Raw genomic sequence first — 25,824 nt, 5'->3', positions numbered from 1 at the left:
CGCCACCCGGCAGGCTGGCCCGGTGGGCTCCGGGGTGCTGTCGGCGCTGGCCGACCTGGTCCTGCCCCGCACCTGCGCGGGGTGCGGGCTCCCCGGCGCCGTGCTCTGCACCCGCTGCGCGCGGCTGCTGGCCGTACCGCACCTCGCCTCGCCCCGGCGGTTCCCCGCGGGCTTCCCGCCGACGGTCGCCGCCGCGGTCTACGCGGGACCGGTGCGCCCGGTGGTCAACGCGTTCAAGGAGCACGGCCGTGCGGAGCTGGCCGCGCCGCTGGGCACCGCGCTCGCCCTGGCGGTCGCCGGGGTCCGGATCGGGGTGGCCGGGGAGCCACCGCTGCTGCTGGTGCCGGTACCCGCGTCGCGGGCGGCCCTCCGGGCCCGGGGCCGCGACCACGTGCGCGAGCTGACCGGGCGGGCGGTGCTCGAGCTGCGCGCGGCCGGGGTGTCGGCGCAGGAGTGCCGGCTGCTGCGCCGGCGCGGCCGCGTCCGGGACTCGTCGGGGTTGTCCACCGCCGAGCGGCGGGCCAACCTGGCCGGCACCTTCGAGGTCACCGGCCCGCCGCCGACGCCCGGTGCGCTGCTGGTGCTGGTCGACGACGTGGTGACCACGGGCGCCACGCTGACGGAGGCGGCGCGGGCGCTGGGAGCCGCCCGGGGGGCTGCGGGCGGGGTGGTCGCGGCGGTCGTCGCGGCCACCCCTCGGACGCCGGCAGGCCCGGCGCGGGGCGCTGCGGGGAGCCCCGCGTACCGGATCGGGACGGTCGTCCACCACGACCTCGATCGACTGTCGCGGTCCAGGGGGAGGGACTAGCGTCGAAGCGACCAACGCCCGTCCCCAACCGGGAGGTCCCATGGAGATCGTGGTCCGTGGTCGCAACGTCGAGGTCCCCGAGCACTACCGCCAGCACGTCGAGGACAAGGTCGGCCAGCTCGAGCGGTTCGACGCCAAGCTGTCCCGCATCGACGTCGAGCTCTTCCACGAGAAGAACCCGCGCCAGTCGGCCAGCTGCCAGCGGGTGGAGATCACCCTGCGCGGCAAGGGGCCGGTGATCCGCGCCGAGGCGGCGGGCCCGGACTTCTACGCTGCGCTCGACCTGGCCTCGGGCAAGCTGGACAACCGGCTGCGTCGGGCGGCCGACCGTCGCCGGGTGCACCACGGCCGGCGGACCCCCGACAGCGTGCGCCTCAACGGTGCCGCGCTGGACGCCGGCAATCCCGAGCTGACCATCGAGCAGCAGCTCCAGCTCGACCGCGAACTGGCCTCCGGCACCCACGTCACCGACCTCGACGAGCACCTGCCCGGCCAGATCGTGCGGGAGAAGCACCACCCCGCGACACCGATGACCGTCGACCAGGCCCTCCACGAGATGGAGCTGGTCGGCCACGACTTCTTCCTGTTCCAGTGCGCCGACACCGGCCAGCCGACGGTCGTCTACCGCCGGCACGCGTACGACTACGGCCTCATCCGCCTGGCCCCCGTGGCCTCGGACGGCGCCGCGCCGGCGTCCGCGGTGAAGCAAACGGCGAGCGCCTGACCTGAGCGGGGCACGGCCGCCGGCCGTGCCCCGCTCAGTCGCCGGCGAGCCGGCCGAAGAGGACGGCGTCGGCCCACGTGCCGTCGCGCTGGTCCAGGCAGGCGCGCACCACACCTTCCTGGCGGAAGCCGGCACGCCGGGCCACCACCTGCGACGCGGCGTTCGCCACGTCGACGAACAGGTGCACCCGCGGGGCGCCGAGGCCCAGCGCCCAGTCGGCGAGGGCGTGCGCGGCCTCCGCGGCGTAGCCGTTGCCGCGCGCCCAGGGGGCGACCGTGTAGCCGATCTCCGGGCCGAGCCGCCCAGGACGGAAGTGCAGCCCGCCGGTTCCGGCCAGGCGCCCGTCGGCCTCGATCACGACGGACAGCCCGGTGCCCTCGCTGCGCTCCCGTATGGCCACGTCCTCGACGAAGCGGCGGGCGTCCGCGGGGGTGTACGGCACCGGAATCGTCGGGATCCAGCGCTGGGTGTCCGCGTCCTGGGACGCCCGGTGCACCGCGTCGGTGTCGCTGGTCCGGAACGGGCGCAGCACGAGCCGCTCGGTCCGCAGCGTCTCGGTGGGCAGGTCGACGGCGGAGAGATCGAGGCTCACCGCCCGATCCTCACTGGTTGCCGAGGATGCGGTCCACCGAGATCTCGATGACGACCCGGGCCGGGTTCTCCCGCGGCTGCTTGTACCGCCGCGCGTACCGCTCGACCGCGTCGGCCACCGACGCGGCGTCGTCGCGGACCACGGCGGTGCCCTCCAGGGTGGCCCAGCGGCGCCCGTCGACCTGGCAGACGGCGACCCGGGACCGCCCGTCACGGACGTGCCGCGCCTTGACGGAGGTGCCGGAGGTGATCACCCGGGCGGTCCGGGTGGCCGCGTCGTAGGTGACGCCGACGGGGACCACGTGCGGGCTGCCGTCGGGGCGCAGGGTGGTCAGCGTCGCGAGGTGCCGCTCGGTGAGGAACTCCAGCAGCCCGGGGCCGGGGTCGGACGGATCGCGTGCCATCGCTGCAGCGTACGGATGGGACGCGTGGTGCCCGGGGCGGTCGCCGCGACCGCAGTCGCGGCCGGGCCGCCTACGCTGGGGGCGTGCTGTTCTCGAAGATCCTCCGTGCCGGTGAGGGCAAGCTGGTCCGACGCCTCGGCAGAATCGCCGACGCCGTGGAGTCGCTCGCCGACGACTACACCGACCTCTCCGATGCGGAGCTCCGGGCGAAGACCGACGAGTTCAAGGCGCGCCACGCCGACGGCGAGTCCCTCGACGCGCTGCTGCCCGAGGCGTTCGCGGTCGTGCGCGAGGCGGCCACCCGCACCCTGGGGCAGCGGCACTTCCGGGTGCAGCTCATGGGCGGTGCGGCGCTGCACCTGGGCAACATCGCCGAGATGCGCACCGGTGAGGGCAAGACGCTCACCGGGGTCCTCCCCGCCTACCTCAACGCGCTCTCCGGCAAGGGCGTCCACGTGGTCACGGTCAACGACTACCTGGCCAAGCGCGACGCCGAGTGGATGGGCCGCGTGCACCGCTTCCTGGGGCTGTCGGTCGGCAGCATCCTGTCCGGCCAGACCCCCGCGCAACGGCGCGAGCTGTACGCCTGCGACATCACCTACGGGACGAACAACGAGTTCGGCTTCGACTACCTGCGCGACAACATGGCTTGGAGCAAGGCCGACCTGGTGCAGCGCGGGCACCACTACGCGATCGTCGACGAGGTCGACTCCATCCTCATCGACGAAGCCCGCACCCCGCTGATCATCAGCGGCCCCGCCGAGACCGCCGGCAAGTGGTACCAGGAGTTCGCGCGGATCGTGCCGCTGATGAAGCGCGACGTCCACTACGAGGTGGAGGAGGACAAGCGCACCGTCGCCGTCACCGAGGAGGGCGTGGAGTTCGTCGAGGACCAGCTCGGCATCGACAATCTCTACGAGGCCGTCAACACCCCGCTGATCGGCTACCTGAACAACGCCCTCAAGGCCAAGGAGCTGTTCAAGAAGGACCAGCAGTACATCGTCAGCAACGGCGAGGTCCTCATCGTCGACGAGTTCACCGGCCGCGTGCTGGCCGGGCGCCGCTACAACGAGGGCATGCACCAGGCCATCGAGGCCAAGGAGCGGGTGAAGATCAAGGACGAGAACCAGACGCTCGCCACGATCACCCTGCAGAACTACTTCCGGCTCTACGAGAAGCTCTCGGGCATGACCGGCACGGCCCAGACCGAGGCCGCCGAGCTGCACCAGACCTACAAGCTGGGGGTCGTCCCGATCCCCACGAACCGGCCGATGGTGCGGCAGGACCGCTCCGACGTCATCTACAAGACGGAGAAGGCGAAGTTCGACGCCGTCGTCGACGACATCGCCGAGCGGCACGAGGCCGGCCAGCCGGTGCTCGTGGGCACCGCCAGCGTCGAGAAGTCCGAGGTGCTGTCGAAGTACCTGCTCCGGCGCGGGATCCCGCACGAGGTGCTGAACGCGAAGAACCACGCCCGGGAGGCGTCGATCATCGCGCTGGCCGGGCGGCCGGGCGCGGTGACCGTGGCCACCAACATGGCCGGGCGTGGTACCGACATCCAGCTCGGCGGCAACGCCGAGTTCATCGCCGACGAGGCGCTGCGCGCCCGCGGGCTGTCGCCGACGGAGACCCCTGAGGAGTACGAGGCCGCCTGGGACGAGGCCCTCGAGGCGGCGAAGGCCCAGGTGAAGGCCGAGCACGAGGCGGTCGCGGAGGCCGGCGGGCTGTACGTCCTGGGCACCGAGCGGCACGAGAGCCGCCGGATCGACAACCAGCTGCGCGGGCGTTCCGGCCGGCAGGGCGACCCGGGGGAGTCGCGGTTCTACCTCTCCCTGGGTGACGACCTGATGCGCCGGTTCAACGGCCCGATGCTCGAGTCGATGATGAACACCCTCCGGGTGCCCGACGACCAGCCCATCGAGTCGAAGATGGTCAGCCGGGCGATCCTCTCGGCGCAGACCCAGGTCGAGCAGCAGAACTTCGAGGTCCGCAAGAACGTCCTCAAGTACGACGAGGTCCTCAACCGCCAGCGCACCGTCATCTACGACGAGCGGCGCAAGGTGCTCGAGGGGGCCGATCTGCACGAGCAGGTGCGGTCGATGGTCGACGACGTGGTCTCCGCCTACGTCGACGGCGCCACCGAGACCGGGTACGCCGAGGACTGGGACCTCGACCAGCTGTGGAGCGGTCTCAAGGCGCTGTACCCGGTCGGTGTCACCGTCGACGAGCTCGTCGCGCAGAAGGCCGGCGGGGAGCAGTCCGACCTCTCCGCCGAGGACCTCAAGGCCGCGCTGCTCGACGACGTCCACCGCGCCTACGAGGAGCGGGAGACCGCCCTCGGCGCGGAGGTCATGCGCGAGCTGGAGCGGCGGGTGCTGCTGAGCGTGCTCGACCGCAAGTGGCGCGAGCACCTCTACGAGATGGACTACCTGCGGGCCGGCATCCACCTGCGCGCGATGGCCAACCGCGACCCGGTCGTGGAGTACCAGCGCGAGGGCTACGACATGTTCGTGGCGATGCTCGACGGCATCAAGGAGGAGTCGGTCGGCTTCCTGTTCAACCTCGAGGTGAAGACCAAGGACGAGCAGGAGGCCGAGGCGAAGGCCAAGCAGGCCGAGGCGGAGGCCAAGGCGCTGGCGGCTGCCCAGGCCGGCACGGCGAAGCTGCTGGCCCGGCAGGCCGCGGCGGCGAAGGCGGCCGCCGGTGGCGCTGCGGCCGCGACGGCGCGCCGCTCGTCGGCGCCCGCGGCACCGAACGCCCCGCTGGTGGAGGCCCCTGATCCGGCGGCCGCTGTCGCGGATGCCCCTGCTCCGGCGCCCCCGTCGGAGGTCCCTGCTCCGGCAGCTCCCGCGCCGGCTGCCGAGGCAGCCGAGGAGGCGGCCACGGCCGGCACCGGGCCGGTGCTGGCGGTCAAGGGTCTCGACGAGCCGCGCCGTGCGCCGGAGAACCTCACCTACTCCGCGCCCAGCCTGGACGCATCCCCGGCCGAGGGTGGAAAGGCCAAGGCCGCCAAGACGGCGACGGTCTCCGGCACCAAGGAGACCCCGCGCAACGCGCCCTGCCCGTGCGGGTCGGGCCGGAAGTACAAGCAGTGCCACGGGGCGGCCGGCAACTAGCAGAAGGACCCCGTCCGGACGCCACGACGCCCCGCCGACCGGCACACGGTCGGCGGGGCGTCGTGGCGTCCGGGGGCCCGCGGGGCTCAGCCGATCTGCAGCACCGTGCAGCGCCAGTGGCCGTCCATGCCCTCCAGTCGAGCCGCCACGGCGTGCGCGCGGCCGCCCCGGTGCGCGACGGCGCTGACCTCCGCGACCCCGTCCACGGGCTCGCAGACGCGCACCCGGCCGATCACCACCGGCGCGTTGCCCTCGGCGCACCACCGCGGGCGGCGGCCGGCCGACAGCGCCGCGTAGACGCCGGGCGAGGCCAGGGGCCGAACCTGGGCGAGTGGTCGCCGTCCGGCCAGCGCCTCCAGCGCCGTGGTCACCAGCCGCCGGGCCGCCGCGCCGACCGGCGGGAGTTCGTCCCGCCCCGTCAGGACGGGTCCGAACTCGTCGCGCGCGGCGGCGGGGGCCGCGACGCTCGGCCGGGGGCCCGGGCGTGGGACGGGTTGGGGGAGCGGCCGTCCCGGGTGCACCAGCCGCAGAGCCGGCAACGGGTCGGCCGGCGGCTGCGGTGTGGGGACGACGGTCAGGCGCAGGGCCGGGCGTGCGGTGGGCGGGGCGTGGCGGGACGGCGCGGTCATCGGGGCTCCCGGGAGTGGCGGTCGGTGGCGGACGGGCGGGTCACGGCAGGGCGGGCGGGCGCAGCACCTGGCCGGGCAGCAGCAGGTCGGGGTCGGGGCCGATCACCTCGGCGTTGGCGCGCCACCAGGCCGTCACGGCGGTGGCCACCTGGGCGGTGGCGGGCGCGCGCCCCGCGGTGCGCGCCAGGTGGTCTCCGGCGATGCGCCAGAGGCAGTCGCCGCGCACGACGACGTGCTCGTCGGCGGAGGGGGCCGGCGGCCAGTCGGGCGGCGCATCGGCCCGCGCACCGTCGTCCGGCGTCGGGGCGGCAGGCGGTGCCGGGGCCGGCCAGTCGGGGACGGCGCTCCCCGCTCCCGGACCGGGCCGGGCCGGGACCTCCTCCGCCGCGGCCGCGGCCGGCAGCCCGGGCGCGGCGGTCACCAGCAGCGGTGGGGCGATGCCCAGGCCGACGCCCAGGGCGAGGGAGGCGGCCCGGCGTGCGGATCGGGGGAGCAGCCCGCGGAGTGCGCCGTCGGCGAGGGCTCCGGCCGCGCCGGGCAGGGCCGAGCACGCGGTGAGCGCGAGGCCGAGCGCGCCCCAGCCCCACACCGCCCAGGCGAGCAGCCCCACCAGGTGGAGGACGAGGACGTCGGCGCCCCCCGTGTCGGCCGTGCGCTGCGCGGCGCCGAGCGCGGCGAGGGAGGCAGGGACGGCTGGTGTCAGCAGCCCCAGCAGGACGGCGATCGCGGCCATGCCGAGGCCCGTGCCGAGCAGTCGTCGCGCCGACATCCGCGCCTCCTCCGTGTTGACGTTGCATCACTAAAGCAATCAAACGCAAGCAAATGCAAGTATCCGCACGATCTAGGCTGTCGGCGGAGGTGGGAGATGCGGTGGCAACAGCTGTTCGCCGACCTGCAGGCGCAGTTCGAGGCGGCGGAGGAGGCGGAGGAGCGGGCCGAGTGGGCGTCGCGTGCCCGCGCGGAGATCGGCGCCGTCCGGCTGGCCGACCGCATCGGGGGCGCGCTCGGCGCGGAGCTCGTGGTGACCTGCCGCGGCGCGGGACGGGTCCGGGGGGTGCTCGCCGACCGGGGGAGCGACTGGCTGCTGCTCACCGACGAGCGGGCACGCGACCAGCTCGTGGCGGTCGCCGCGGTGCGGGCCGTCGACGGGCTGGGCCGGTGGACCGCGCCGGCGGAGGAGGCGGGCCCGGTGCGGGTGCGGCTGGACCTGCGGCGGGCGCTGCGCGGGCTCGCGCGGGACCGGAGCGCCGTCCAGCTCGTGCTGGACGACGGCACGCAGCTGACCGGGACGATCGACCGGGTGGGCGCCGACTACCTGGAGGTGGCCGAGCACGCGGCGGACCAGCCGCGTCGCCCGCACGCGGTGCGGCGGGTGTCGGCCGTGGTCGTGGACGCGGTGGCCGTGGTGCGCACCCTGGTGCCGGGCTGGGACTGAGGCGTCAGGCCCGCTGGTCGGCAGCCTCCTCCGCGCCGGCACCCGGAGCCGGCTCGGCGGGCACCGTGCCCGCGCGGGCCTCGGCGTACTTCTGCTGGATGAACCGCTCCAGCTCGTCCACCTCGACGCGCCACTGGCCGCGGCCGCCGATCTGGATGGCGATCAGCTCCTTGCGGCGCACCAGCGCATAGGCCTGCGACCACGAGACGTTGAGGATCTCGGCGACGTCGTCGAGGGTCAGGAAGCGAGGTGTGGGCATCGGCGTCTCCATCCGGTCGTCGTCCAGTCTGTCAGCCGTGCCGGTGGTCCGTGGCGGCCGTCCACACCCGAACGTGTGGACGGCGGATGCACGAGTACGCACGCGTGCCGCATCATCGGCACCCCATTGCCGCCATCGGCCCGTACCCGCGGGTCGACGCGCCCGACCGGGCCGGTGGCCTGCCGGCAGAGAGAAGGTCGTGTGACCGCCGTGCGCACCCCGGGCGCCGTCCCCGACGCCCCCGAGCTGCCGGCGGGGCCCACCCCGCGGCGCGTCCGGGCACCGGGGTGGCTGGACCTCCGGCTGGTGCTGGGGGTGCTGCTCGTCCTCGCCTCGGTCCTGCTCGGCGCGCGGGTGGTCAGCGCAGCGGACGCCACCGTGCCGGTCTGGAGCGCCGCCGACGACCTCGCGGCCGGGACGGTGCTGACCGCGGACGACCTCGTGGTGGTCGACGTCCGGCTCGACGACGCCGCGGACCGGTACCTGGCGGGCAGCACCCGCCCGGACGGCAGCACCCTCGCCCGCGGGGTCCGGGCCGGGGAGCTCCTGCCCCGCTCGGCCCTCGAGGAGCCGTCGGACCTGGTGCAGCTGGCGCTCCCGGTCCAGGCCGGCTACGTGCCGCCGGGCCTGCGCCGGGGGCAGCTGGTCGACGTGTACGCCGTCGCCGACCCGGCGGCCGGGGCCACCGGGCCGGCCGTCGGCAGCGTGGACCTCGTCGTCGGCGCCGCGCCGGTGCAGGCGCTGTCGGGCAGCTCCTCGGGCGTGCTCTCCACGCCGACCACCACGGTGCAGGTCGTGGTGAGCGTCGCGGCCGACGACGCCGCCGACGTGCTGGCGGCCATCGCCGGGCGCCCGCTCGTGGTCGTCGCCCACCCGGCCGGGGCAACCGCGGTGCAGCGGACCGGCACCCCGGCGCCGTCGAGCGCGGCGCGCGCCACGCCCGCACCGTCGTCCGCGCCCGGCCCTGCTCCGGGGCCGGCCGTGGCCACCGAGGGAGCACCCGCACCGGCGGGACCGACCGGCTGATGGCACTGCAGGTCTTCACCGCCGTGACCGGGGCCGGCTGGGAGTCCGAGCTCGTCGGCGCCCTCGACCGCGACGACCACGGGGTGACCGTCGTCCGGCGCTGCGTCGACATCTCCGACCTGCTGGCCGCCGCCGCCACCGGCACCGGTCAGGCAGCCCTGCTGTCGGCGGAGCTGCGCCGCCTCGACGGCGACACGGTGGCCCGGTTGCACGCGGCCGGCGTCGCGGTCGTCGGGTTGGTGGAGCCCGGCGACGACGCCGCGGCGCAGCGGCTGCGCCGGCTCGGGGTCGCCCAGGTGCTGCCGGCCGATGCAGATCCGGAGCTGATCGCCCGGGCGCTGCGGGAGGCGGTCACGGGCGTACCGGCGTCCGGCCACGACGTCGCCGACCTGCGCGCGGCGCTCCCCGGGCCCGGTGCCCCCGTCGAGCCGGCGCGGCCGCCGGGAGAACGGGGCCGGGTGGTGGCGGTCTGGGGACCGACCGGGGCCCCCGGCCGGACGACGGTCGCGGTCGGCGTGGCCGACGAGTCCGCTCGGCTGGACGTGCCCACCCTGCTCGTGGACGCCGACGTCCACGGCGGGGTGGTGGCGCAGGTCCTCGGGCTCCTCGACGAGTCGCCCGGGCTCGCCGGCGCGGCCCGGCAGGCCGGCCTCGGATCACTGGACGGCGCGGCGCTGGCCGCGCTGGCGTGGGCGGTCCGCCCCCACCTGCGCGTGCTCACCGGCCTGGCCCGCGCCGACCGCTGGCCGGAGCTCCGGCCGGCCGCGGTCACCGCGGTCCTCGAGCAGGCGCGCCTCCTCGCGCGGCTGACCGTCGTCGACTGCGCCTTCGCCGTGGAGGACGACGAGGAGCTCTCCTTCGACACCGCGGCGCCGCGCCGGAACGGCGCCACGCTGGCCGTCCTGGAGCACGCGGACACGGTGCTGTGCGTGACCGGGGCCGACCCCGTCGCCCTCCAGCGGTGCGTGCGGGCGCTGGAGCAGCTGCGCGACGTGCTGCCCGACGTCGAGCCGCTGCTGGTCGTGAACCAGCTGCGCCGCGGACCGGTCCCGGGTGAGCCGCGCCGGGAGATCGGGGAGGCCCTGGAGCGCTTCACCGGCCGGCGGCCCCGGTTCTTCCTCCCGGCCGACCGGCGCGCGACCGATGCGGCGCTCGCGGCCGGCCGCACCCTGGCCGAGGCGGCGGCGGGCTCGGCGCTGCGCACGGAGCTGCGCGCCCTGGCCGCCCAGCTCGCGGGGGTCCCCGTCCCCGTGGCCGGCCGACGCGGGGCGGTGCGCGGTCGGCGGGCGGGCTGAGCGCCGGGCTGTCCGGAACCGCGTCGCCGTCGTAGCGTGAGGGCCCCGTCGGGAGGAGCACGATGGTCGAGCGGTTGGGCACCCTGGAGGCCTCGTTCCTCTACCTGGAGGAGCCGGGCGTCCCCATGCACGTCGGCGGGGTGCTGATCCTCGAGACGCCTCCCGGTGGCCTCGACGCGCTCGCCGCGCTGGTCGAGGCGCGGCTGTCCCTGGTGCCGCGGTACCGGCAGCGGGTCGCCGAGGTGCCGGGGCACCTGGCCAACCCCGTGTGGGTCGACGACCCCGACTTCGACATCACCTACCACCTGCGCCGGTCGGGGCTGCCGCGGCCGGGCACGGAGCAGCAGCTGCTCGACCTGGTGTCCCGGCTGATGTCCCGCCCGCTGGACCGGCGGCGCCCGCTGTGGGAGGCGTACCTCGTCGAGGGCCTCGGTGGAAACCGGGTGGCGGTGGTGACCAAGACGCACCCCGCGCTCGTGGACGGGCTCAGCGCCGTCGACATCGGGCAGGTCCTGCTCGACGTCTCGCCGGACGCGCCGGCACCGGAAGCGGCGGAGTGGCGACCCCGCCGGCCGCCCTCAGGCGTCGAGCTCGTGTGGTCGGCCCTCGAGGACTACCGGCAGCGCCCGTCGTCGCTGGTCGGGCTGGCGCGCTCCGCGGCGACCGACGCGCGCGCCACCGCCGTGCGGATCGGCGGGGTGACCGGCGGCCTGCTCCGCACGGCCCGCTCGGCGATCCTCCCGGCGCCGCACAGTCCGCTCAACGCCCCGATCGGGCGGCAACGTCGGGTCGCGGTGGCGTGCGCCGACCTCGACGACCTGAAGCGGGTGCGGAAGGCGCACGGCGGCACGGTGAACGACGTGCTGCTGACCGTCGTCGCCGGCGCCCTCCGGGAGTGGCTGCTCTCGCGCGGTGAGCCGCTCGTCGGCGGCACCTCGGTGCGGGCCCTGGTGCCGGTGTCGGTGCAGGACGAGGACGGCTCCGCGGGCAACCAGGTCACCTCCCACCTGGTGGACCTGCCGGTGGGGGAGCCCAACCCGAGGGTCCGGCTCGCCCGGCTCACCTACGCCATGCGCGGGCTCACCCAGCACGGGCAGTCGGTCGGGGCGGACAGCCTGATCGCGCTCAGCGGGTTCGCCCCGTCGACGCTGCACGCGCTGGGCGCCCGGGCGGCCCGGGGGCTCTCCCGGCGGCTGTTCAACCTCGTGGTGACCAACGTGCCGGGCCCCCAGGTGCCGCTGTACGCCGCCGGTGGCCGGGTGCTGGAGGTGTTCCCGGTGGTGCCGCTGGCCCGCGGGCAGGGGCTGTCGATCGGCATGACCTCCTACGACGGCACGGTGTTCTTCGGCCTCAACGCCGACCGGGACAGCATGGGTGACGTCGACGTGCTCGCCGACCTCATCGAGCAGGAGGTCGCCGGGCTGGTCGAGACCTCGTCCTGACCCGCCGTCCGGCGGCGGCTACGGTCGTCCTTCCACCGACGAAGGGGGTCAGCCGGGTGCGCGTGTACCTGCCGGCGACGACGAACGTGCTCCGCACCCTGGTCGAGGAGGGGCACCTGCCCGCTCCGCAGACCGTCTTCGCGGTCACCCCGCAGCTGCGCGAGTTCTACGCGCTCAGCGACGCGGAGGCCGACACCGAGGAGCTGGAGTACGCCGCGCTCCTGGCCGCGGCGCGGGCGAGCCTGCGGCTGCTCGACCTCGACCCCCTGGCCGCCCGCCGCCGGGTCGTGCTCGCCGCCGACGTGCCCGACGACGCGGTGACCCCGATGGACGACCCGCACGTGGAGCGCGGCGCGGCCCGGCTGGCCCACGAGGTGCGGCTGCCCGAGGTCGTGAGCGCGCACATCGACGACGCCGAGGCCGAGGAGGACGTCCGCCGGGCGGTGGGCGTGGTCCTGGAGGCCGACCTCGGCAGCGAGGACGCGCAGTTCGTCGTCGACCAGGCCGAGGGGCACGAGCTCGGCTGGTACGCCAGGCAGGAGCTCGGACCGGTCCTGGAACTGCTCTGACGCCCGGGGCCCGGGCGCCGGCGGGTGCCGGCCCGTGCCGCGTCCGTAGGATCACCAGCCGTCTGTCAGCGTCGACGTCGGGAGCCAGCGAGATGCAGTTCGGTCGGTACTACGAGGAGTTCGAGGTCGGGGCCGTCTACAAGCACTGGCCCGGGAAGACCGTCACCGAGTACGACGACCACCTGTTCTGCCTGCTGACGATGAACCACCACCCGCTGCACATGGACGTGAACTACGCGGAGAAGACCACCGACTTCGGCAAGAACGTCGTCGTCGGGAACTACATCTACTCGCTGCTGCTCGGCATGAGCGTGCCCGACGTCTCGGGCAAGGCGATCGCCAACCTGGAGATCGAGTCGCTGCGGCACGTCGCCCCGACCTTCCACGGCGACACGATCTACGGCGAGACGACGGTGCTGGACAAGACGCCGTCGAAGTCGAAGGACGACCGCGGCGTGGTGTACGTGGAGACCATCGGCTACAAGCAGGACGGCACCGTCGTCTGCATCTTCCGGCGCAAGGTCATGGTGCCCAAGCGCTCGTACGGGGAGGCCCGCGGCGGCGAGCAGCCCGGCCGCCCGGAGCCCACCCCCCGCGGCTGACGACGGCGGGGCGTGCGGTCGGGTCAGCCCGGCAGCACGCCCCACTCCTGCAGGGTCTCCACGAGTCGCGGCGTGCACCGCAGGGCGGCGATCGTCGCCGCGTCCGCGAAGACGACGTCGAGCGCGTCGTCCCCGGCGACCGGCTGCGCCCCGGGCTCCAGCAGGGCGCACGCGAGGTCGACGACGTCGTAGACGACCGCACCGCCGTCGATGCGGATCCGGCCCACCTCCGCCCCCGCGCGGACCCGCAGCCCGGTCTCCTCGCGGACCTCCCGCTCGACGGCCTGGCCGACGGTCTCGCCCGGCTCGACCCGGCCACCGGGGAGCGACCACAGGCCCCGCCCCGGCTCGTTGCCCCGGCGCACCAGCAGCAGGCGGCGCTCCGCGTCGTGCACGACGGCGCCGACGCACGGCACCGCGGGAGGCTCGGCGGCGGTCACACCCGGGAGGCTACGCACGCCGGCCGCGGCCCCGCACCGCTGCGCTTGACGATCGGGGCCGCTCCCGCGACCGTGTTCCCCGATGAGTGCGTCACCGGTCTGCCCGCGCTGCGGTGAGCCAGTGGCCGTCCGCCCCGGATCCGAGGCGCACGCCTGGTGCCACCGGCACGGCGCGGTCACGCCGCTGCACCACACCGCCCTGGTCGCCCACGACGCGATCGCCGCCGTCACCGCCGACGCGCGGGTGCCGGCGTGGGTGCCGGACCCGGTGCCCCCGGGCTGGGCGGTGACCGGGCTGGCCTGGGGTGGTGAGCCGGGCGCCCGGGCGATCGTCGTCGACTGTGCCGGACCGGCCCCGCTCGGGGGCGCCGCCGAGCTCGTGCTGGTGGCCGAGGAACCCGGTACCGGCGTCGGCTGCGGCTACGCCGGTCTCCCGGGGCTCGACCCGGGGGACGTGATCTCCGGGCCGAGCTCGGTCGACGTCGAGGCCGCCGGCCAGCACGCCCCGCTGTGGGCGGTGCCGACGAGCCAGGACCGTGCGGCGTTCGTGGGGGAGGCCTACGGGGTCTGGCTGTGGCTGGTGATGTGGCCGATGAGCGCCGCCTGGCTGCTGGTCGAGGAGCTGCGGCTGCTCGACCTGCGGGAACGGATCTACCCCGACCTGCCGCTGGGGCCGGTGGGGGAGCACCTGCTGCCCGGCCGCTGATCCCCGGTCGCGGAACCGACCGGGCCGCTCGTGACCGGCGCGTCGGTGCGGTGCGCCGTGGGGCCTGTGTTACTCATGGGACGAACGCGTCCGCCGCACCCGGCGGACCCTCCTGCCGGCCCGGACGCCCGGGCTGCCTCGTCCCACACCACGGAGGTGGCGGTGAACCTCAAGAAGGTCCTCACCTGGGTGGTCGTCGCCTTCGTGCTCTTCTACGTGATCCAGGCGCCGGAGTCCTCGGCGGAGATCGTCCGCAGCGCCGGCGAGGCGCTCGGCGAGGCGGCGTCGTCGCTCGCGCAGTTCGTCGGCTCCCTGGTCTGAGCCGGTGGCCGATCCTGTCGGGCTCCCGACCAGGGCCGCCAAGGACGTCCGGAAGTACCTGCTCGACGACGAGGACGCGGTGGTGGTCACCCGCCGGCACTGGGCGGTGCTCGTCGTCCCCACCCTCAAGTTCCTGCCGGTCCTGTTCGTCGGCGGCTGGCTGCTCGTGCTGGACCCGGAGAACCGGGTCACCAGCACCGTCGGGATGCTCGTGGTCCTGGTCGCGTTGGCCACCTACGCGATGCGGGTCGGTGAGTGGTGGATGCGGCACTTCATCGTCAGCCGGCGGCGGGTGCTGCTGACCTCGGGCGTGATCGTCCGGACCGTCACGCTGCTGCCGCTGCGCCGGATCACCGACCTGACGTGGAAGGAGACCTTCTTCGGCCAGCTGCTGGGCTACGGCACCTTCCGGTTCGAGTCCGCCGGGCAGCAGCAGGGGCTGTCGGAGATCACCTTCCTGCCGCGCGCCGGCGACCTCTACCGCGAGGTCAGCGGCCTGCTGTTCGGCAGCGACTGGGGCAGCGCCGGCGCCGGGGACGACGAGGGCAACCCCGAGTCGCCGGCACCGGCCGGGCCGGTCGCCACCGGCGGACGGCGGGACACCGAACCCATCCCGCCGCTCCCGCCGCGAGAGCCGTGACCGGCCGCTCCCCGGGTGGTGCATGCCCGCGTGCGGCAGGCTGACCGGTGATGCGGATCGACCTGCACACCCACTCCTCGGTGTCCGACGGGACCGACGACCCCGCCGCGCTGCTGGCCGCCGCGCGGGCCGCGGGCCTCGACGTCGTGGCGCTCACCGACCACGACACGACGGCCGGCTGGGCTGCGGCGGTGGAGGGCCGTCCGGCCGGGCTGACCGTCGTCCCCGGCATGGAGATGTCCTGCCGCTGGTTCCCCTCCGACCAGCCGCCGATCAGCGTGCACCTGCTCGGCTACCTGTTCGACCCGCTGCACCCGGTGTTCGCGGCGGAGCGGGCCCGGCTGCGGGACGAGCGCCTCGGTCGCGCCGAGCGGATCGTGGCGGCGCTGGCCGCCGACGGGTACCCGGTGGTCTGGGCGGAGATCGTCGCGCACGCCGGCGGCGGGGTGATCGGCCGGCCGCACGTGGCGCAGGCGCTGATCCGTGCCGGCGTCGTCGGCACCGTCGCGGAGGCGTTCGCCGGGCTGCTGCACCACCGCAGCCCGTACTACGTCAGCAAGGCCGACACCGACGTCCGCGAGGGGATCGCCCTCGTGCGGGCGGCCGGCGGCGTGCCGGTGTTCGCCCACGGGCTGGCCACCGCGCGCGGCCGGGTGGTCGGGGACGACGCGATCGCCGCCATGGCCGCAGCCGGGCTGCTCGGCCTGGAGGTCGACCACCCCGACCACACCGCCGAGCAGCGCGCCCACCTGCGCGGGCTGGCCGCCGAGCTCGACCTGATCGCCACCGGCTCCAGCGACCACCACGGCACCAACAAGGCGACGCCGCTCGGCGCGTGCACGACGGACCCGGCGCAGTTCGAGCGGCTGCTGGCGGCGGGCACCGGCACCGCGCCGTGGCGCGACTGATCCGGAAGCGTCGCCCCCCGCGGCTACCGTGACCGGTATGCGCAACCCCACGGACGGCGGGCAGGGCGTCCTGCCCGGCATGCCCCGGCGGCTGCTGCGCGCGAGCCCGAAGTCGCTTGCCGACTTCTCCGACTGTCCACGGCGCTACCGGTTCGCCAACGTGGACCGGCCGAGCCCGCCGCGCGGCCCGCGGTTCGCCCACCACACCGTCGGCACGGCGCTGCACCAGGTGCTCTCCTCGTGGTGGGACCTGCCTGTCGAGCGCCGCACGCCCGGGGCCGCGCGGCAACTGCTCGTCGCGGCCTGGAGCCCCGCGGGGTTCCGCGACGACGAGCAGTCCGACCGCTGGCGGGCCCGGGCGGCCGGCTGGCTCACCGACTACCTCGCCGGCGTCGACCCGACCGAGGAGCCCCGCGCCCGGGAGCGGACCGTCAGCACGATGACCGAGCGGATGACGCTCTCGGGCCGGGTGGACCGCATCGACGAACGCGGCGAGGAGCTCGTCGTCGTCGACTACAAGACCGGCCGTGCACCGAGCACCGATGACGAGGCGCGCGGCTCCCAGGCGCTGGCGCTCTACGTCCTCGCCGTCCGCCGCACGCTCCGCCGGCCGTGCACCCGGGTCGAGCTGCACCACGTGCCCTCCGGCACGGTGGCCGCCTTCGAGCACACCGAGCGGTCGCTGGCCAACCACGCCCGGCGGGCCGAGGACGTCGCCATCGACATCCAGGCGGCGAGCGAGGCGGTGGCCGCCGGGCAGGACCCCGACGCCGCCTTCCCGGCGGTCCCGGGCAAGCAGTGCGGGTGGTGCGACTTCCGGCCCAGCTGCCCGGCGGGGCAGGCCGCCGGCCCGGCCCGGGAGCCGTGGAGCTTCCTCCCCGAGGACGACGCGGCCACCTGATGGAACGGCCACGCTGCAGGGTCCCGCCCCGAGCTCGCAAGGGGTGGGGGGCAGCGTGGTCCTCTCTCAGGCGGCCGGCGCCACGGGCGCGCGGACGAGCCCGGCGCGCACGATCGGTGACCGGTACGCCCGATCGGGCAGCGCCAGGAACGCGGTCCGGAACGCCCGGAGCCCGGCGGTCGCCGCGGCGTCGGTCAGCGCCAGCCCCGGCAGGGAGTACATCCTCCGGGCCCAGGCGGGCAGCAGCGCGAAGCAGAGCGCCGCCAGGGTGCCCCACACCGGCCTCGCCGGCGTCAGCACCTGCAGCCACCCGGGCATCGGCGGCAGGAAGAGGTCCCGGACACCCTTCACGGCCGCCGGGGTGGCCGCCAGCGAGGGCCGCATGCCCTCGAAGTACGCGTCGAGCTCGGCCACCGACCTCGGCACCGTCGCCAGCGGCACCCCCACGAGGTGCGCGAAGGTCACCTGCTCGTCCACGTAGCGGTCGGCCTCGTCGTCCGTCAGCGCCACCCCCGCCCGGCGGGCCGTCGTCAGGATCGACGCGACGGCGCAGGCGTGCACCCACAGGAGCAGGTCCGGGTCGTCGACCCGGTAGGCGCGGCCGGTCGTCTCCTCGACGCCGGAGAGCTTCCGGTGGTAGCCCCGCACCCGGGCGGCCATCCGGCGCGCCTCGGTCCGCCGCCCGAAGACGACCGTCTCCATGTACTGGCCGGTGCGGGTCATGCGCATCCACCAGTCGTCCTTGAAGCCGGCGGAGTTGCGCGCGACGCCGTCCATGGCCACCGGGTGCAGGGCCTGGAGCATCAGCGCCCCCATCGCGCCGACGTGGTATGCGGGGTCGCCGTGGATCCGCCAGGTCACGCTCCCCGGGCCGAAGAAGCCCAGCCGGTCCTCCTCCTCGGTCCAGTCGTCGGGCGAGGGCAGCGGTGCCAGCCGGCTCACGACCGCTCCTCGGCGCTCGACCAGAAGTCGCAGAGCACCTCGAGGGTGCGCGGCGGGTTCTCGACGGCGGGGGAGTGGATCGCGTTGTCGATCACCTCGTGCCGGGCGCCCAGCCGGCGGGCCATGTCGGCCTGCACGTGCGGCAGCCAGGCGTCGTCGGCCTCCCCGTGCGCCACCAGGACCGGCACACCGGCCTCCTTCAGCTCGGCCACCCGGTCGGGTTCGGCCAGCATGGCGTCGGCCATGCCCCGCAGCCCGGCGGCGGAGTTGCGCAGGAAGCGGCGCGAGTAGAACTCCCGGGTCGGCGCCGGTACGGCCTGCGCCTTGGGATCGGTCATCGCCAGCTGCTCCAGCGTCTCGTGGACCAGCGGCACGCCTCCGGCGTCCAGCAGGGGGCCGAGGTGGTCCAGCAGCTCGGCGCGGCGTCCGGTGAGCCGGGAGGGCCCCGACCCGAGCAGCGTGAAGGTGGTGAACAGGCCCGGTTCGGCGAGGACCGCGGCCCGGGTGACCAGCCCTCCGAAGCTGTGCCCCACCAGGTGGAGGGGCGCACCGGACTCCTCCCGCAGCACCTGCGCCACCGCGACGACGTCGGCGCCGAGGGCCGCCACCGAGTACTGGGCTGGCTCGTCGGGGCCCGGTGACTCGTACTGCCCCCGCTGGTCCAGCGCGACCACCCGGTACCCGGTGGCGGCGAGCGGGCTCAGCAGCGGGGCGAAGTCCTCCTTGCTGCCCGTGTAGCCGGCCACCATCAGCACGGTGCCGCGGGCGGCGCTTCCCCCGGTGTCCAGGGCGGCGAGCGGCCCGGCGCCACCGGGAAAGGTGCGCGCGACCGCGTCGTGCCGCGCGAGCTGGCGGAGGTCGTCGGGCGCGATGGCGAGGGACACGGGTCGGGCATCGGGGCCGCCGGGCAGGACCATGGCCCCCAGTGAACCCCGAACGCAGCGGGCGCGCCGGGGCGGGGCGGCCTCAGCGGTAGACGCGGACCTCGCCGGGCAGCGCGAGGACGACCGCAGGGCCGACGACGGTGGCCACCGCACCCTCGGGCAGGTCGCTCGCTCCCGACCGGCCCAGCTCGTCGCCGGTGCCGGGGTCGAGGTGGACGATCCCGTCGGACGTCGGGACGGGCAGCGTCGTGGTGCCGTCCGCGGTCGCCTCCCCGGGTACACCGGTGGCGGGAGCCGTCCACAACGGTCGGGCGGACTCCGGGTCGAGCGCGGTGAGCGTGCCCCCGGCGGAGACCAGCACCGCGGTGTCGGTGGCCGACGCCCGCACCGCGGACCCGGGGCCGGCGGCCAGGGTGGCGAGCAGCGAGCCGTCGGCGGCGGAGAGCAGCTGAACCTCGTCGCCCAGGCGCACCGTGACGAGCTGGTCCGCGCCCACCAGCTCGGTGGTCCCACCGTCGGATCCCGGCAGGTCGCGGGTCCAGTGCGGGGCGCCGTCGAACCCGTCCAGCAGCTCGAGCTGCGCGGTGTCGGAGCCGGCGCACTGCTGCAGCACCGCCACGCCTGCGTCGCCGGCCGCGGACCGCAGCAACCGGCAGCCCTCCGGAGGGGCGTACCGCCAGCGGATGCCGCCGGCGGTGGGGTCGAGCGTGACGATCCCGGTGGGGCTGCGGGCCAGCACGATGCGGTCGGTGGAGGAGAGGGTCGCGTCCGCGCGGAAGTCGACGTTCCGGGTCCATGCGCGGACGCCGGTGCCGGCGTCCAGGGCGACCGCCTCGTCGCACCGGTCCTCGGTCCGGAAGACCGCCACCGCGACGCCGTCGGTCGCCGTGAGCCCGCAGAGCCGGGCGTTGGCCCGCGTGTAGTGCCAGGCCTCCTCGCCGGTCGCCGGGTCCAGCCCGCGCACCCCTTGCGGCGAGCCGACCAGCACGCGCCCCTCCTCGACGACGTCCCCGGGCACGGGGTCGCCCTCGGTGGACCACGCCTCGGCGACGGTGTCGGCCGGCGCCCCCGCAGGGGGATCGGCCGCGGGCGCGGTGCTGCTCGACGTGGCGGCCGCGTCCGAGCCCCGCCACAGCAGCGCGGCGACGACGACCAGTGCGACCGTGGCCGCCGTCCAGACCCACACCCGCAGCGGCGGCGCGCCGACGGTGGTGGACCGGCCACCCGCCAGGGGTCCGCGCCGAGCGTGCGAGGCGTGGGCCCCCGGGAGGTGCTCCGTCATCAGCCCTCGGAGCCGGCGCCCGAACTCTCCGCGCCGGCGCCACCCGCGCCCGAGCCGCCGCGTCCGGCACCGCCACGCCGGCGCCGGCGGCGCGGCCTGGCGCTCCCACCCTCGGCGGAGGCCGCCGGGGTCGTTCCGGCCGGTGCGGCGCCCTCTGCCGCCGGGCCGTCGGCAGCGGCCGCCGTCTCCCCGCTGCGGCGGGTCCGCCGCCGCGGACGGCTCTTGCCGCTGCCCGCGGACTGCTCGTCGCCGGGCTCCTGGCGCTGCGCCGGGCCGCGCGAGTCGCCGCGACCCGCGGGGCGGTTCCGCTTGCCGGTCTCGCCGAGGTCCTCGAGCACCTCCGCGTCCAGCCCCTCACGGGTCCGCTGCGAGCGCGGCAGCCGGCCCTTGGCGCCCTCGGGGACGTCGAGGTCGGTGTAGACCCACGGGGAGGTCGAGTAGGTCTCCGGTGGGTCGGCGAAGTCCAGGTCCAGCGCCTTGTTGATCAGCTGCCACCGGGGGATGTCGTCCCAGTCGACCAGGGTGACCGCGACACCGGTCGACCCCGCGCGGCCGGTGCGGCCGATGCGGTGCACGTAGGTCTTCTCGTCCTCCGGGCACTGGTAGTTCACGACGTGGCTGACGCCGGTGACGTCGATGCCGCGGGCGGCGACGTCCGTGGCCACCAGCACGTCCACCTTGCCGCTGCGGAAGGCCCGCAGCGCCTGCTCCCGGGCGCCCTGACCCAGATCGCCGTGCACGGCCGCGGCGGCGAAGCCGCGGTCGACGAGCTCGTCGGCGACCTTCTGCGCGGTGCGCTTGGTGCGGCAGAAGACCATGACCAGGCCGCGGTCGCGGGCCTGCAGCACGCGGGAGAGCAGTTCGGGCTTGTCCAGGTTGTGCGCCCGGTAGATGAACTGGGTGGTCTGCGGAACCGTCGAGCCCTCGTCGTTGCCGTGAGCGCGGATGTGCGTCGGCTGCGTCATGAAGGTCCGCGACAGGGTCACGATCGGGCCGGGCATCGTGGCCGAGAAGAGCATCGTCTGCCGCTTCTCCGGAACCATCGCGAGGATCCGCTCGATGTCGGGCAGGAAGCCGAGGTCGAGCATCTCGTCGGCCTCGTCGAGGACGAGCGCCTTGACCTTGCCCAGGATCAGGTCGCCCCGCTGGGCCAGGTCGAGCAGTCGCCCCGGCGTGCCGACGACGACCTCGACACCCTTGCGGAGCGACTCGATCTGCGGCTCGAAGGCGCGGCCGCCGTAGATCGCCTCCACGCGGATGCCGCGCTTGGCGCCGGCGGCGCCCAGGTCGCGGGCGACCTGCACGCACAGCTCGCGAGTGGGGACGACGACCAGTGCCTGCGGCACCCCGTCACCGCCCTCGGCCGGCGGGACGACGCGCTGCAGGAGCGGGACGCCGAAGCCCAGGGTCTTGCCGGTGCCGGTGCGCGCCTGGCCGATGAGGTCGTTGCCGGCGAGCGCCAGCGGGAGGGTGAGCTCCTGGATGGCGAAGGTGCGGTGGATGCCCACGTCGGCCAGTGCGGCGACGATGTCGGGGTGCACGTCGAAGTCGCTGAACAGCGGGCTGTCGGCGGCGACGGGGGCGCCGCCGAGCTCCTCGACGGTCTGCGCGAGCTCCTCGGGAGCGGGCGCGCCGGTCTCGGCGTGCTCCAGCTCGGGGGCGGTGGTCTCGGTGGAGGTCTTCTCGGTGGAGGTCAAACTCTCGCCTCTGGTCTGCTGGGGACCGGCTGCGGCAGCGGTGTCGCCGCCTCGCGCCCGTCCCGGGTCGGTTGTCGCGGGATCGGTTCCTGCGCCGACGCGGCCAGCGGAACCGGGCCTCGCCACGGCCCGGGAGACAGCCCGGGGGGCGTCGTCCAGCGATCGTCAGCGCACAGATGTTCGAGCGCGCCCGGAGGCTCGCCGATTCCCATGCTAGCGCGAGCACCGGTTAGCCTCTCGGCGCCGCGCTGCCCGGTGTCGGGTGCGTCACCCCTCCGGGGCACGCGGCGCCACCGCTGCCGAGCCCAGGAGTTGCCGTGCCACCGGTCCAGAACACGGCGGTCGCCGACCTGCTGGGGGTGCTCGCCTACGCCGAGCTGACCGCGTTCGACCGGCTGGCCGAGGATGCCCGGATGGCGCCGTCGCTCACCGGCCGGGCTGCGCTCGCCCGGATGGCCGCCGCCGAGATCGCGCACCACTTCCGGCTCACCGCGCGGCTGGAGGAGCTGGGCGTCGACCCCGCGACGGCGATGGCGCCGTTCGTCTCGGCGCTGGACACCTTCCACGAGAGCACCCGGCCCAGCACGTGGCTCGAGGGGCTGGTGAAGGCCTACGTCGGCGACGGGCTGGCCGCCGACTTCTACCGCGAGATCGCCGGCTTCCTGCCCGAGCCCGACCGGGGGCTGGTGCTCGACGTGCTCGCCGACACCGGCTACGCGGACTTCGCCGTCCGCGAGGTGCGCGCGGCGATCGCCGCCGACCGCGCGGTCGCCGGCCGGCTGGCGCTGTGGGGCCGCCGCCTGGTGGGGGAGGCCATGACCCGGTCGCAGGCGGTGATCGCCGAGCACGACCCGCTCGCCGAGCTGATCGTCTCCGGCACCGGCGACCTGTCGGGGATCGGCCGGCTCATCGAGCGCATCACCAGCGCGCACACGGCCCGGATGAAGACCCTCGGCCTGAACCCCTGAGGCGATGACATCGTCGGCCTCCGGCCGACACCGCGGCCACGTGCCGTCCCCCTGGTGCGCCGAGCGCGTCCGTCGGGCCTGCGCGGGACCCTCCGGGCCCCACTCGGCACGACCATGCAGAAGGGGGCGGCTCCGCCGCAGCGGGGACGCCCCCTTCGCTCAGGTGCTGCTCGTGGCCGGCTGCGGTCAGCTGCCGGTGCCGGCGATGAAGCCCACGCGGCGCTGGTCGGCCTGCGCAATCTCCACGTAGGCGATCCGGTCGACGGGGACCAGGACCTGGCGCCCCCGCTCGTCGACCAGGGTGAGCAGGCCGTCCTTCGTCGAGCCCGACATGGCCTTGGCCACCTCGGCCGCGATCTCATCAGGGGTCTTGGGGCTGTCGATGACCAGCTCCCGGGGCGAGTGCTGGACGCCGATCTTGACTTCCACGTGGGCGATGCCTCCTCGGTTCGCGCGACTGAGGCCAACGCTAGTCCAGCCGTCGTCGCGGGCACCGTCCGAACCCGTGCGCCGTCAGCGAACGCCGCCGCTCAGCCCTGGGCCGGCTCGCCGTCGACGCGGGGGAAGCCGGAGATGCCCCGCCAGGCCAGCGCGGACATCAGCGAGACCGCCTCGTCGCGGGAGACGGTGCCCTTCCGCGGTAGCCACCAGCGGGCGCTGCTCTCGGCCAGCCCCGACAGCCCCGAGGCCAGCAGCAGCGCACGCTCCGGGTCGGCTCCGGTGTCGGCGGCGATGACGCCCGCGATGGCCTCGACGCACACCGCCGTACCGCGGTCGACGACGGCGCGGACGTCGTCGTCGTTGCGCAGGTCGGACTCGAAGACCAGGCGGAAGGCCTCGCCGTCGGCGTCGATGAAGTCGAAGTAGGCGCCGACGGCGGCGTCGACCCGGGCCCGGTTGTCGGCGGTGCGGCCCATCGCCTCGCCCACGCGGTCGGCCAGCTCGGAGACGTGCTCCTCCAGCAGCGCCAGGTAGAGCTCCCGCTTGCCCGGGAAGTGCTGGTAGAGCACCGGCTTGCTGACTCCGGCCCGGACGGCGATGTCGTCCATGGCCGCCGCGTGGAAGCCGTGGGCGACGAAGACCTCCTGGGCCGCGCGCAGCAGCTGGAGACGGCGCGCGCCGCGCGGCAGTCGGGACGTGCGCCGGTTGGCCGCGGCGGGGCGTGAGGGCTGCATGGCGAGGGGGATGGTACCGGCGGGCTGCCGGAGTGATCGACAGACGGCACTCAGCGTTACCGTCGCCGGTGATGTCCGAGGCCCCGCTCTCCACCACCCCGCTACCGGCGCTGGAGGTCGCGGTGCCGCCGTGGCCGGGCGAGGAGGTGCCGGTACGCGGCGGGGCGGTGTTCGTGCGGCGCACGCCGTGGCGGGGTCCCGTCGGGGACGGGCCGCCGGCGGGCGCGCCCCGGGAGCGTGCGCTGTACGTCCACGGTCTGGGCGGCGCCTCCACGAACTGGACCGACCTCGCGGCCCTGCTCGCGGTGCGGTTCGACGGCTGGGCGGTGGACCTGCCCGGGTTCGGCCGGTCACGGCCCCCGGCGCGCGGGCGGTACTCCATCCGCAGCCACGTGCGCGCCGTCGTCGACGTCCTCAAGCACGTCGCGGCCCAGCCGGGCGCGGGCGCCGGGGATCCGGTGCACCTGGTGGGCAACTCCCTCGGCGGCCTGGTGAGCCTGCTCGTCGCCGCGCTGCGCCCCGACCTCGTGGCGACGCTGACGCTGGTCTCCCCGGCCATGCCCGTCTACCGGGTGCCGTCGGCGTTCAGCCGGGCGCTGCTGCTCCTGCTCGTCCCCGGCGTGCCGACCCTCGCGGAGCGCCGGCTGGCCGCCGTCTCCCCGGAGGAGAGCGTCCGGTCGATGGTGCGGATGTGCTTCGGGAACCCGCATGCCGTGCCGCCCGAGCGCGTGGAGCAGGCGGTCCAGGAGATGCACGAACGGGCCCAGCAGCCCTGGGCGGACCGGGCCTTGGCCCGGAGCATGCGCGGGCTGATCACCTCCTACCTGAGGCTCGGCCCGGCCAACGCCTGGCGGACGGCCCGGGGGCTGCGGATGCCGGTCCTGGTGATCTGGGGCGGGCGCGACCGGCTGGTCGATCCCGCCCTCGCGCCGCGCCTGGCCGCGACCGTGCCGGACGGTCGGCTCCTGCTCCTCGACGACGTCGGGCACGTGGCCATGCTGGAGGCCGCGGAGCCGACGGCGCGGGCGGTGCTCGGGATGGTGGAGGGCCGAACCACGGGGCCGGGCGTGGCGGACCCGCCGGCTGTCGCCGACGCGCCACGCAGCGTGAGACGCTGAACGCACCGGGGGACGGAGCGAGCGAGCGGGGAGGCGACCGGTGGGAGGACGTCTGACCGACGGCCGACCCGTGGCCCGTCCCGGCCCGCCCCCCGCCCGCGGTCGGCCGCGGCCGACCGCCGGCCCCCGGGGTCGGCTGCGCCGGTTCGTGCGGCGCCACGGCTGGCGGGCCTACGCGATCCCCTTCCTGGCGCTCGCCACGGTCGCCGTCCTCGTCGACCTCGCGCTGCACCCTCCGGGCGCGACGCCCGCCGCCCCCGCCGCGGTGGCCACCTCGGCCCCGGCGGTCGAGACCTCCGCCCCGGCGCCCTCCCCACCGGCCGAGCCGGTGGCCCCCGCCGAGGGGGATGCCGGCCCGTCGGAGACCGCCCCGCCGGAAGCGGTTGCGGAGGAGTACGTGCAGCAGGGGGCGGGCAGCGTCTCGCTGGTCGGCGGCGGCTCGGAGGTGTACGGCACCGGCCCGCTGCAGCGGTTCATCGTCGAGGTGGAGGACGGCATCGGCGTGGACGGCGCGGCGTTCGCGGACGCCGTCACGGAGACGCTCGGCGACCCGCGGTCCTGGGGCAACGGTGGGCGCTACTCCTTCCAGCGGGTGGGCGAGGGCGCGGCGTTCGACTTCCGGGTGAGCCTGGTCAGCCCCGGCAGCATGGAGACCTACTGCCCGGGCGTGGGCACCGGCGGTTACACCTCCTGCCGGTACGGCGACCGCGCGGTGATCAACCTCGCCCGGTGGGCGACCGCCGTCCCGCACTACGGGGGCGACATCGCCACCTACCGGCGGTACGTGGTCAACCACGAGGTCGGGCACGTGCTCGGGAACGGGCACGTGCAGTGCCCCGGGCCCGGGCAGCTCGCCCCGGTGATGCAGCAGCAGACCCTCGGGCTGCAGGGGTGCGTCCCGAACGCCTGGCCCTTCCCGTGACGCCGGGTGCACGTGGCCGG

The 25,824-nt window shown here is 75.6% G+C and carries 29 protein-coding genes; 17 read left to right on the top strand and 12 right to left on the bottom strand.

Going from position 1 to position 25,824, the window contains the following annotated elements:
• The first annotated feature begins 22 nt into the window (after positions 1-22).
• Entirely contained in the window at positions 23-808 is a 786-nt protein-coding gene (locus ACI79Q_RS13265) for a ComF family protein (protein WP_456589926.1), read from the top strand.
• 40 nt (positions 809-848) lie between these two features.
• On the top strand, positions 849-1,532 hold the full coding sequence (gene hpf, locus ACI79Q_RS13260; protein ID WP_456589925.1) for a ribosome hibernation-promoting factor, HPF/YfiA family: 684 nt from the start codon (positions 849-851) through the stop codon (positions 1,530-1,532).
• Positions 1,533-1,566: 34 nt separating this feature from the next.
• On the opposite strand, the gene ACI79Q_RS13255 is transcribed toward hpf, so the two are convergent.
• Together ACI79Q_RS13255 and ACI79Q_RS13250 are read right to left on the bottom strand one after the other, a co-directional pair.
• Entirely contained in the window at positions 1,567-2,124 is a 558-nt protein-coding gene (locus ACI79Q_RS13255; RefSeq protein ID WP_456589924.1) for a GNAT family N-acetyltransferase, read from the bottom strand.
• Positions 2,125-2,134: 10 nt separating this feature from the next.
• Positions 2,135-2,527, bottom strand: a complete 393-nt coding sequence (locus tag ACI79Q_RS13250; RefSeq protein ID WP_456589923.1) for a pyridoxamine 5'-phosphate oxidase family protein — start codon at positions 2,525-2,527, stop codon at positions 2,135-2,137.
• A gap of 83 nt (positions 2,528-2,610) precedes the next feature.
• Between ACI79Q_RS13250 and secA the strand changes: the two genes are divergently transcribed.
• Positions 2,611-5,643 carry a preprotein translocase subunit SecA gene (gene secA, locus ACI79Q_RS13245; RefSeq protein WP_456613633.1) on the top strand — a complete coding sequence of 1,011 codons (3,033 nt, stop codon included), beginning with the start codon at positions 2,611-2,613 and terminating at the stop codon, positions 5,641-5,643.
• A gap of 86 nt (positions 5,644-5,729) precedes the next feature.
• Here secA and ACI79Q_RS13240 read toward each other — a convergent pair whose 3' ends face one another.
• Together ACI79Q_RS13240 and ACI79Q_RS13235 are read right to left on the bottom strand one after the other, a co-directional pair.
• Positions 5,730-6,272 carry an Rv3235 family protein gene (locus tag ACI79Q_RS13240; RefSeq protein WP_456614826.1) on the bottom strand — a complete coding sequence of 181 codons (543 nt, stop codon included), beginning with the start codon at positions 6,270-6,272 and terminating at the stop codon, positions 5,730-5,732.
• A 40-nt stretch (positions 6,273-6,312) separates the two neighbouring features.
• On the bottom strand, positions 6,313-7,041 hold the full coding sequence (locus tag ACI79Q_RS13235; RefSeq protein ID WP_456599929.1) for a LysM peptidoglycan-binding domain-containing protein: 729 nt from the start codon (positions 7,039-7,041) through the stop codon (positions 6,313-6,315).
• A gap of 96 nt (positions 7,042-7,137) precedes the next feature.
• Here ACI79Q_RS13235 and ACI79Q_RS13230 point away from each other — a divergent pair, with 96 nt between their 5' ends.
• Positions 7,138-7,707, top strand: coding sequence for a hypothetical protein (locus ACI79Q_RS13230; protein ID WP_456599928.1), 570 nt, complete (start codon positions 7,138-7,140; stop codon positions 7,705-7,707).
• Positions 7,708-7,711: 4 nt separating this feature from the next.
• On the opposite strand, the gene ACI79Q_RS13225 is transcribed toward ACI79Q_RS13230, so the two are convergent.
• On the bottom strand, positions 7,712-7,966 hold the full coding sequence (locus tag ACI79Q_RS13225; protein WP_456599927.1) for a helix-turn-helix domain-containing protein: 255 nt from the start codon (positions 7,964-7,966) through the stop codon (positions 7,712-7,714).
• A 201-nt stretch (positions 7,967-8,167) separates the two neighbouring features.
• On the opposite strand from ACI79Q_RS13225, the gene ACI79Q_RS13220 reads away from it, so the two are divergent.
• The 5 genes from ACI79Q_RS13220 (at position 8,168) to ACI79Q_RS13200 (ending at position 12,900) form a co-directional block, all read left to right on the top strand.
• Positions 8,168-8,992 carry an SAF domain-containing protein gene (locus ACI79Q_RS13220; RefSeq protein WP_456599926.1) on the top strand — a complete coding sequence of 275 codons (825 nt, stop codon included), beginning with the start codon at positions 8,168-8,170 and terminating at the stop codon, positions 8,990-8,992.
• Positions 8,992-10,287, top strand: coding sequence for an AAA family ATPase (locus tag ACI79Q_RS13215; protein WP_456589916.1), 1,296 nt, complete (start codon positions 8,992-8,994; stop codon positions 10,285-10,287). Before ACI79Q_RS13220 ends, ACI79Q_RS13215 begins: the two co-directional genes overlap by 1 nt.
• Positions 10,288-10,349: 62 nt before the next feature.
• Complete coding sequence (locus ACI79Q_RS13210; RefSeq protein WP_456589915.1) at positions 10,350-11,729, top strand: WS/DGAT/MGAT family O-acyltransferase; 1,380 nt, start codon at positions 10,350-10,352, stop codon at positions 11,727-11,729.
• A gap of 56 nt (positions 11,730-11,785) precedes the next feature.
• Positions 11,786-12,298 carry a DUF6912 family protein gene (locus ACI79Q_RS13205; protein WP_456589914.1) on the top strand — a complete coding sequence of 171 codons (513 nt, stop codon included), beginning with the start codon at positions 11,786-11,788 and terminating at the stop codon, positions 12,296-12,298.
• A gap of 92 nt (positions 12,299-12,390) precedes the next feature.
• Positions 12,391-12,900: a MaoC family dehydratase gene (locus ACI79Q_RS13200; RefSeq protein ID WP_113798727.1), complete on the top strand. Its 510-nt coding sequence runs from the start codon at positions 12,391-12,393 to the stop codon at positions 12,898-12,900.
• A 23-nt stretch (positions 12,901-12,923) separates the two neighbouring features.
• Here ACI79Q_RS13200 and ACI79Q_RS13195 read toward each other — a convergent pair whose 3' ends face one another.
• Complete coding sequence (locus ACI79Q_RS13195; protein WP_456589913.1) at positions 12,924-13,340, bottom strand: NUDIX hydrolase; 417 nt, start codon at positions 13,338-13,340, stop codon at positions 12,924-12,926.
• A gap of 82 nt (positions 13,341-13,422) precedes the next feature.
• On the opposite strand from ACI79Q_RS13195, the gene ACI79Q_RS13190 reads away from it, so the two are divergent.
• The 5 genes from ACI79Q_RS13190 to ACI79Q_RS13170 all read left to right on the top strand — a co-directional run bounded on the left by ACI79Q_RS13190 (position 13,423) and on the right by ACI79Q_RS13170 (position 16,816).
• Positions 13,423-14,046 carry a DUF6758 family protein gene (locus tag ACI79Q_RS13190; protein ID WP_456589912.1) on the top strand — a complete coding sequence of 208 codons (624 nt, stop codon included), beginning with the start codon at positions 13,423-13,425 and terminating at the stop codon, positions 14,044-14,046.
• Between the two features lie 162 nt (positions 14,047-14,208).
• Positions 14,209-14,367, top strand: coding sequence for a hypothetical protein (locus ACI79Q_RS13185; protein ID WP_456589911.1), 159 nt, complete (start codon positions 14,209-14,211; stop codon positions 14,365-14,367).
• A gap of 4 nt (positions 14,368-14,371) precedes the next feature.
• The gene (locus ACI79Q_RS13180; RefSeq protein WP_456599924.1) at positions 14,372-15,007 is read left to right on the top strand and encodes a PH domain-containing protein; all 636 of its coding nucleotides are present in this window, start codon (positions 14,372-14,374) and stop codon (positions 15,005-15,007) included.
• A gap of 50 nt (positions 15,008-15,057) precedes the next feature.
• Positions 15,058-15,915, top strand: a complete 858-nt coding sequence (locus ACI79Q_RS13175; protein WP_456589909.1) for a PHP domain-containing protein — start codon at positions 15,058-15,060, stop codon at positions 15,913-15,915.
• A gap of 37 nt (positions 15,916-15,952) precedes the next feature.
• Complete coding sequence (locus tag ACI79Q_RS13170; protein WP_456589908.1) at positions 15,953-16,816, top strand: RecB family exonuclease; 864 nt, start codon at positions 15,953-15,955, stop codon at positions 16,814-16,816.
• A 66-nt stretch (positions 16,817-16,882) separates the two neighbouring features.
• Here ACI79Q_RS13170 and ACI79Q_RS13165 read toward each other — a convergent pair whose 3' ends face one another.
• Genes ACI79Q_RS13165 through ACI79Q_RS13150 form a run of 4 tightly spaced genes read right to left on the bottom strand, consistent with a single transcriptional unit; the run spans position 16,883 to position 21,621 of the window.
• Positions 16,883-17,758 (bottom strand): oxygenase MpaB family protein, encoded by an 876-nt coding sequence (locus ACI79Q_RS13165; protein ID WP_456589907.1) that lies wholly within the window; start codon positions 17,756-17,758, stop codon positions 16,883-16,885.
• Positions 17,755-18,675, bottom strand: coding sequence for an alpha/beta fold hydrolase (locus ACI79Q_RS13160; RefSeq protein ID WP_456597106.1), 921 nt, complete (start codon positions 18,673-18,675; stop codon positions 17,755-17,757). The genes ACI79Q_RS13165 and ACI79Q_RS13160 overlap by 4 nt, the downstream gene beginning before the upstream one ends.
• A 49-nt stretch (positions 18,676-18,724) precedes the next feature.
• A complete protein-coding gene (locus tag ACI79Q_RS13155) occupies positions 18,725-19,924 on the bottom strand; it encodes an outer membrane protein assembly factor BamB family protein (protein WP_456614825.1) in 1,200 nt (399 codons plus the stop codon).
• Positions 19,924-21,621, bottom strand: coding sequence for a DEAD/DEAH box helicase (locus ACI79Q_RS13150; RefSeq protein WP_456614824.1), 1,698 nt, complete (start codon positions 21,619-21,621; stop codon positions 19,924-19,926). Before ACI79Q_RS13150 ends, ACI79Q_RS13155 begins: the two co-directional genes overlap by 1 nt.
• 317 nt (positions 21,622-21,938) lie before the next feature.
• Here ACI79Q_RS13150 and ACI79Q_RS13145 point away from each other — a divergent pair, with 317 nt between their 5' ends.
• The gene (locus ACI79Q_RS13145; protein ID WP_456589903.1) at positions 21,939-22,589 is read left to right on the top strand and encodes a ferritin-like fold-containing protein; all 651 of its coding nucleotides are present in this window, start codon (positions 21,939-21,941) and stop codon (positions 22,587-22,589) included.
• A 186-nt stretch (positions 22,590-22,775) separates the two neighbouring features.
• Here the strand turns inward: ACI79Q_RS13145 and ACI79Q_RS13140 are convergent, their stop codons facing one another.
• Complete coding sequence (locus tag ACI79Q_RS13140; protein ID WP_346619940.1) at positions 22,776-23,018, bottom strand: DUF3107 domain-containing protein; 243 nt, start codon at positions 23,016-23,018, stop codon at positions 22,776-22,778.
• A 101-nt stretch (positions 23,019-23,119) separates the two neighbouring features.
• Entirely contained in the window at positions 23,120-23,764 is a 645-nt protein-coding gene (locus tag ACI79Q_RS13135; RefSeq protein ID WP_456589902.1) for a TetR/AcrR family transcriptional regulator, read from the bottom strand.
• Positions 23,765-23,835: 71 nt separating this feature from the next.
• Here ACI79Q_RS13135 and ACI79Q_RS13130 point away from each other — a divergent pair, with 71 nt between their 5' ends.
• Both ACI79Q_RS13130 and ACI79Q_RS13125 read left to right on the top strand, forming a co-directional pair.
• Complete coding sequence (locus ACI79Q_RS13130; RefSeq protein WP_456614823.1) at positions 23,836-24,882, top strand: alpha/beta fold hydrolase; 1,047 nt, start codon at positions 23,836-23,838, stop codon at positions 24,880-24,882.
• A 148-nt stretch (positions 24,883-25,030) separates the two neighbouring features.
• A complete protein-coding gene (locus ACI79Q_RS13125) occupies positions 25,031-25,804 on the top strand; it encodes a DUF3152 domain-containing protein (RefSeq protein ID WP_456614822.1) in 774 nt (257 codons plus the stop codon).
• The last annotated feature ends 20 nt before the right edge of the window (positions 25,805-25,824 follow it).

Source organism: Blastococcus sp. SYSU DS0828, assembly GCF_054050975.1.
This window is presented reverse-complemented; position numbering and strand designations above follow the sequence as displayed.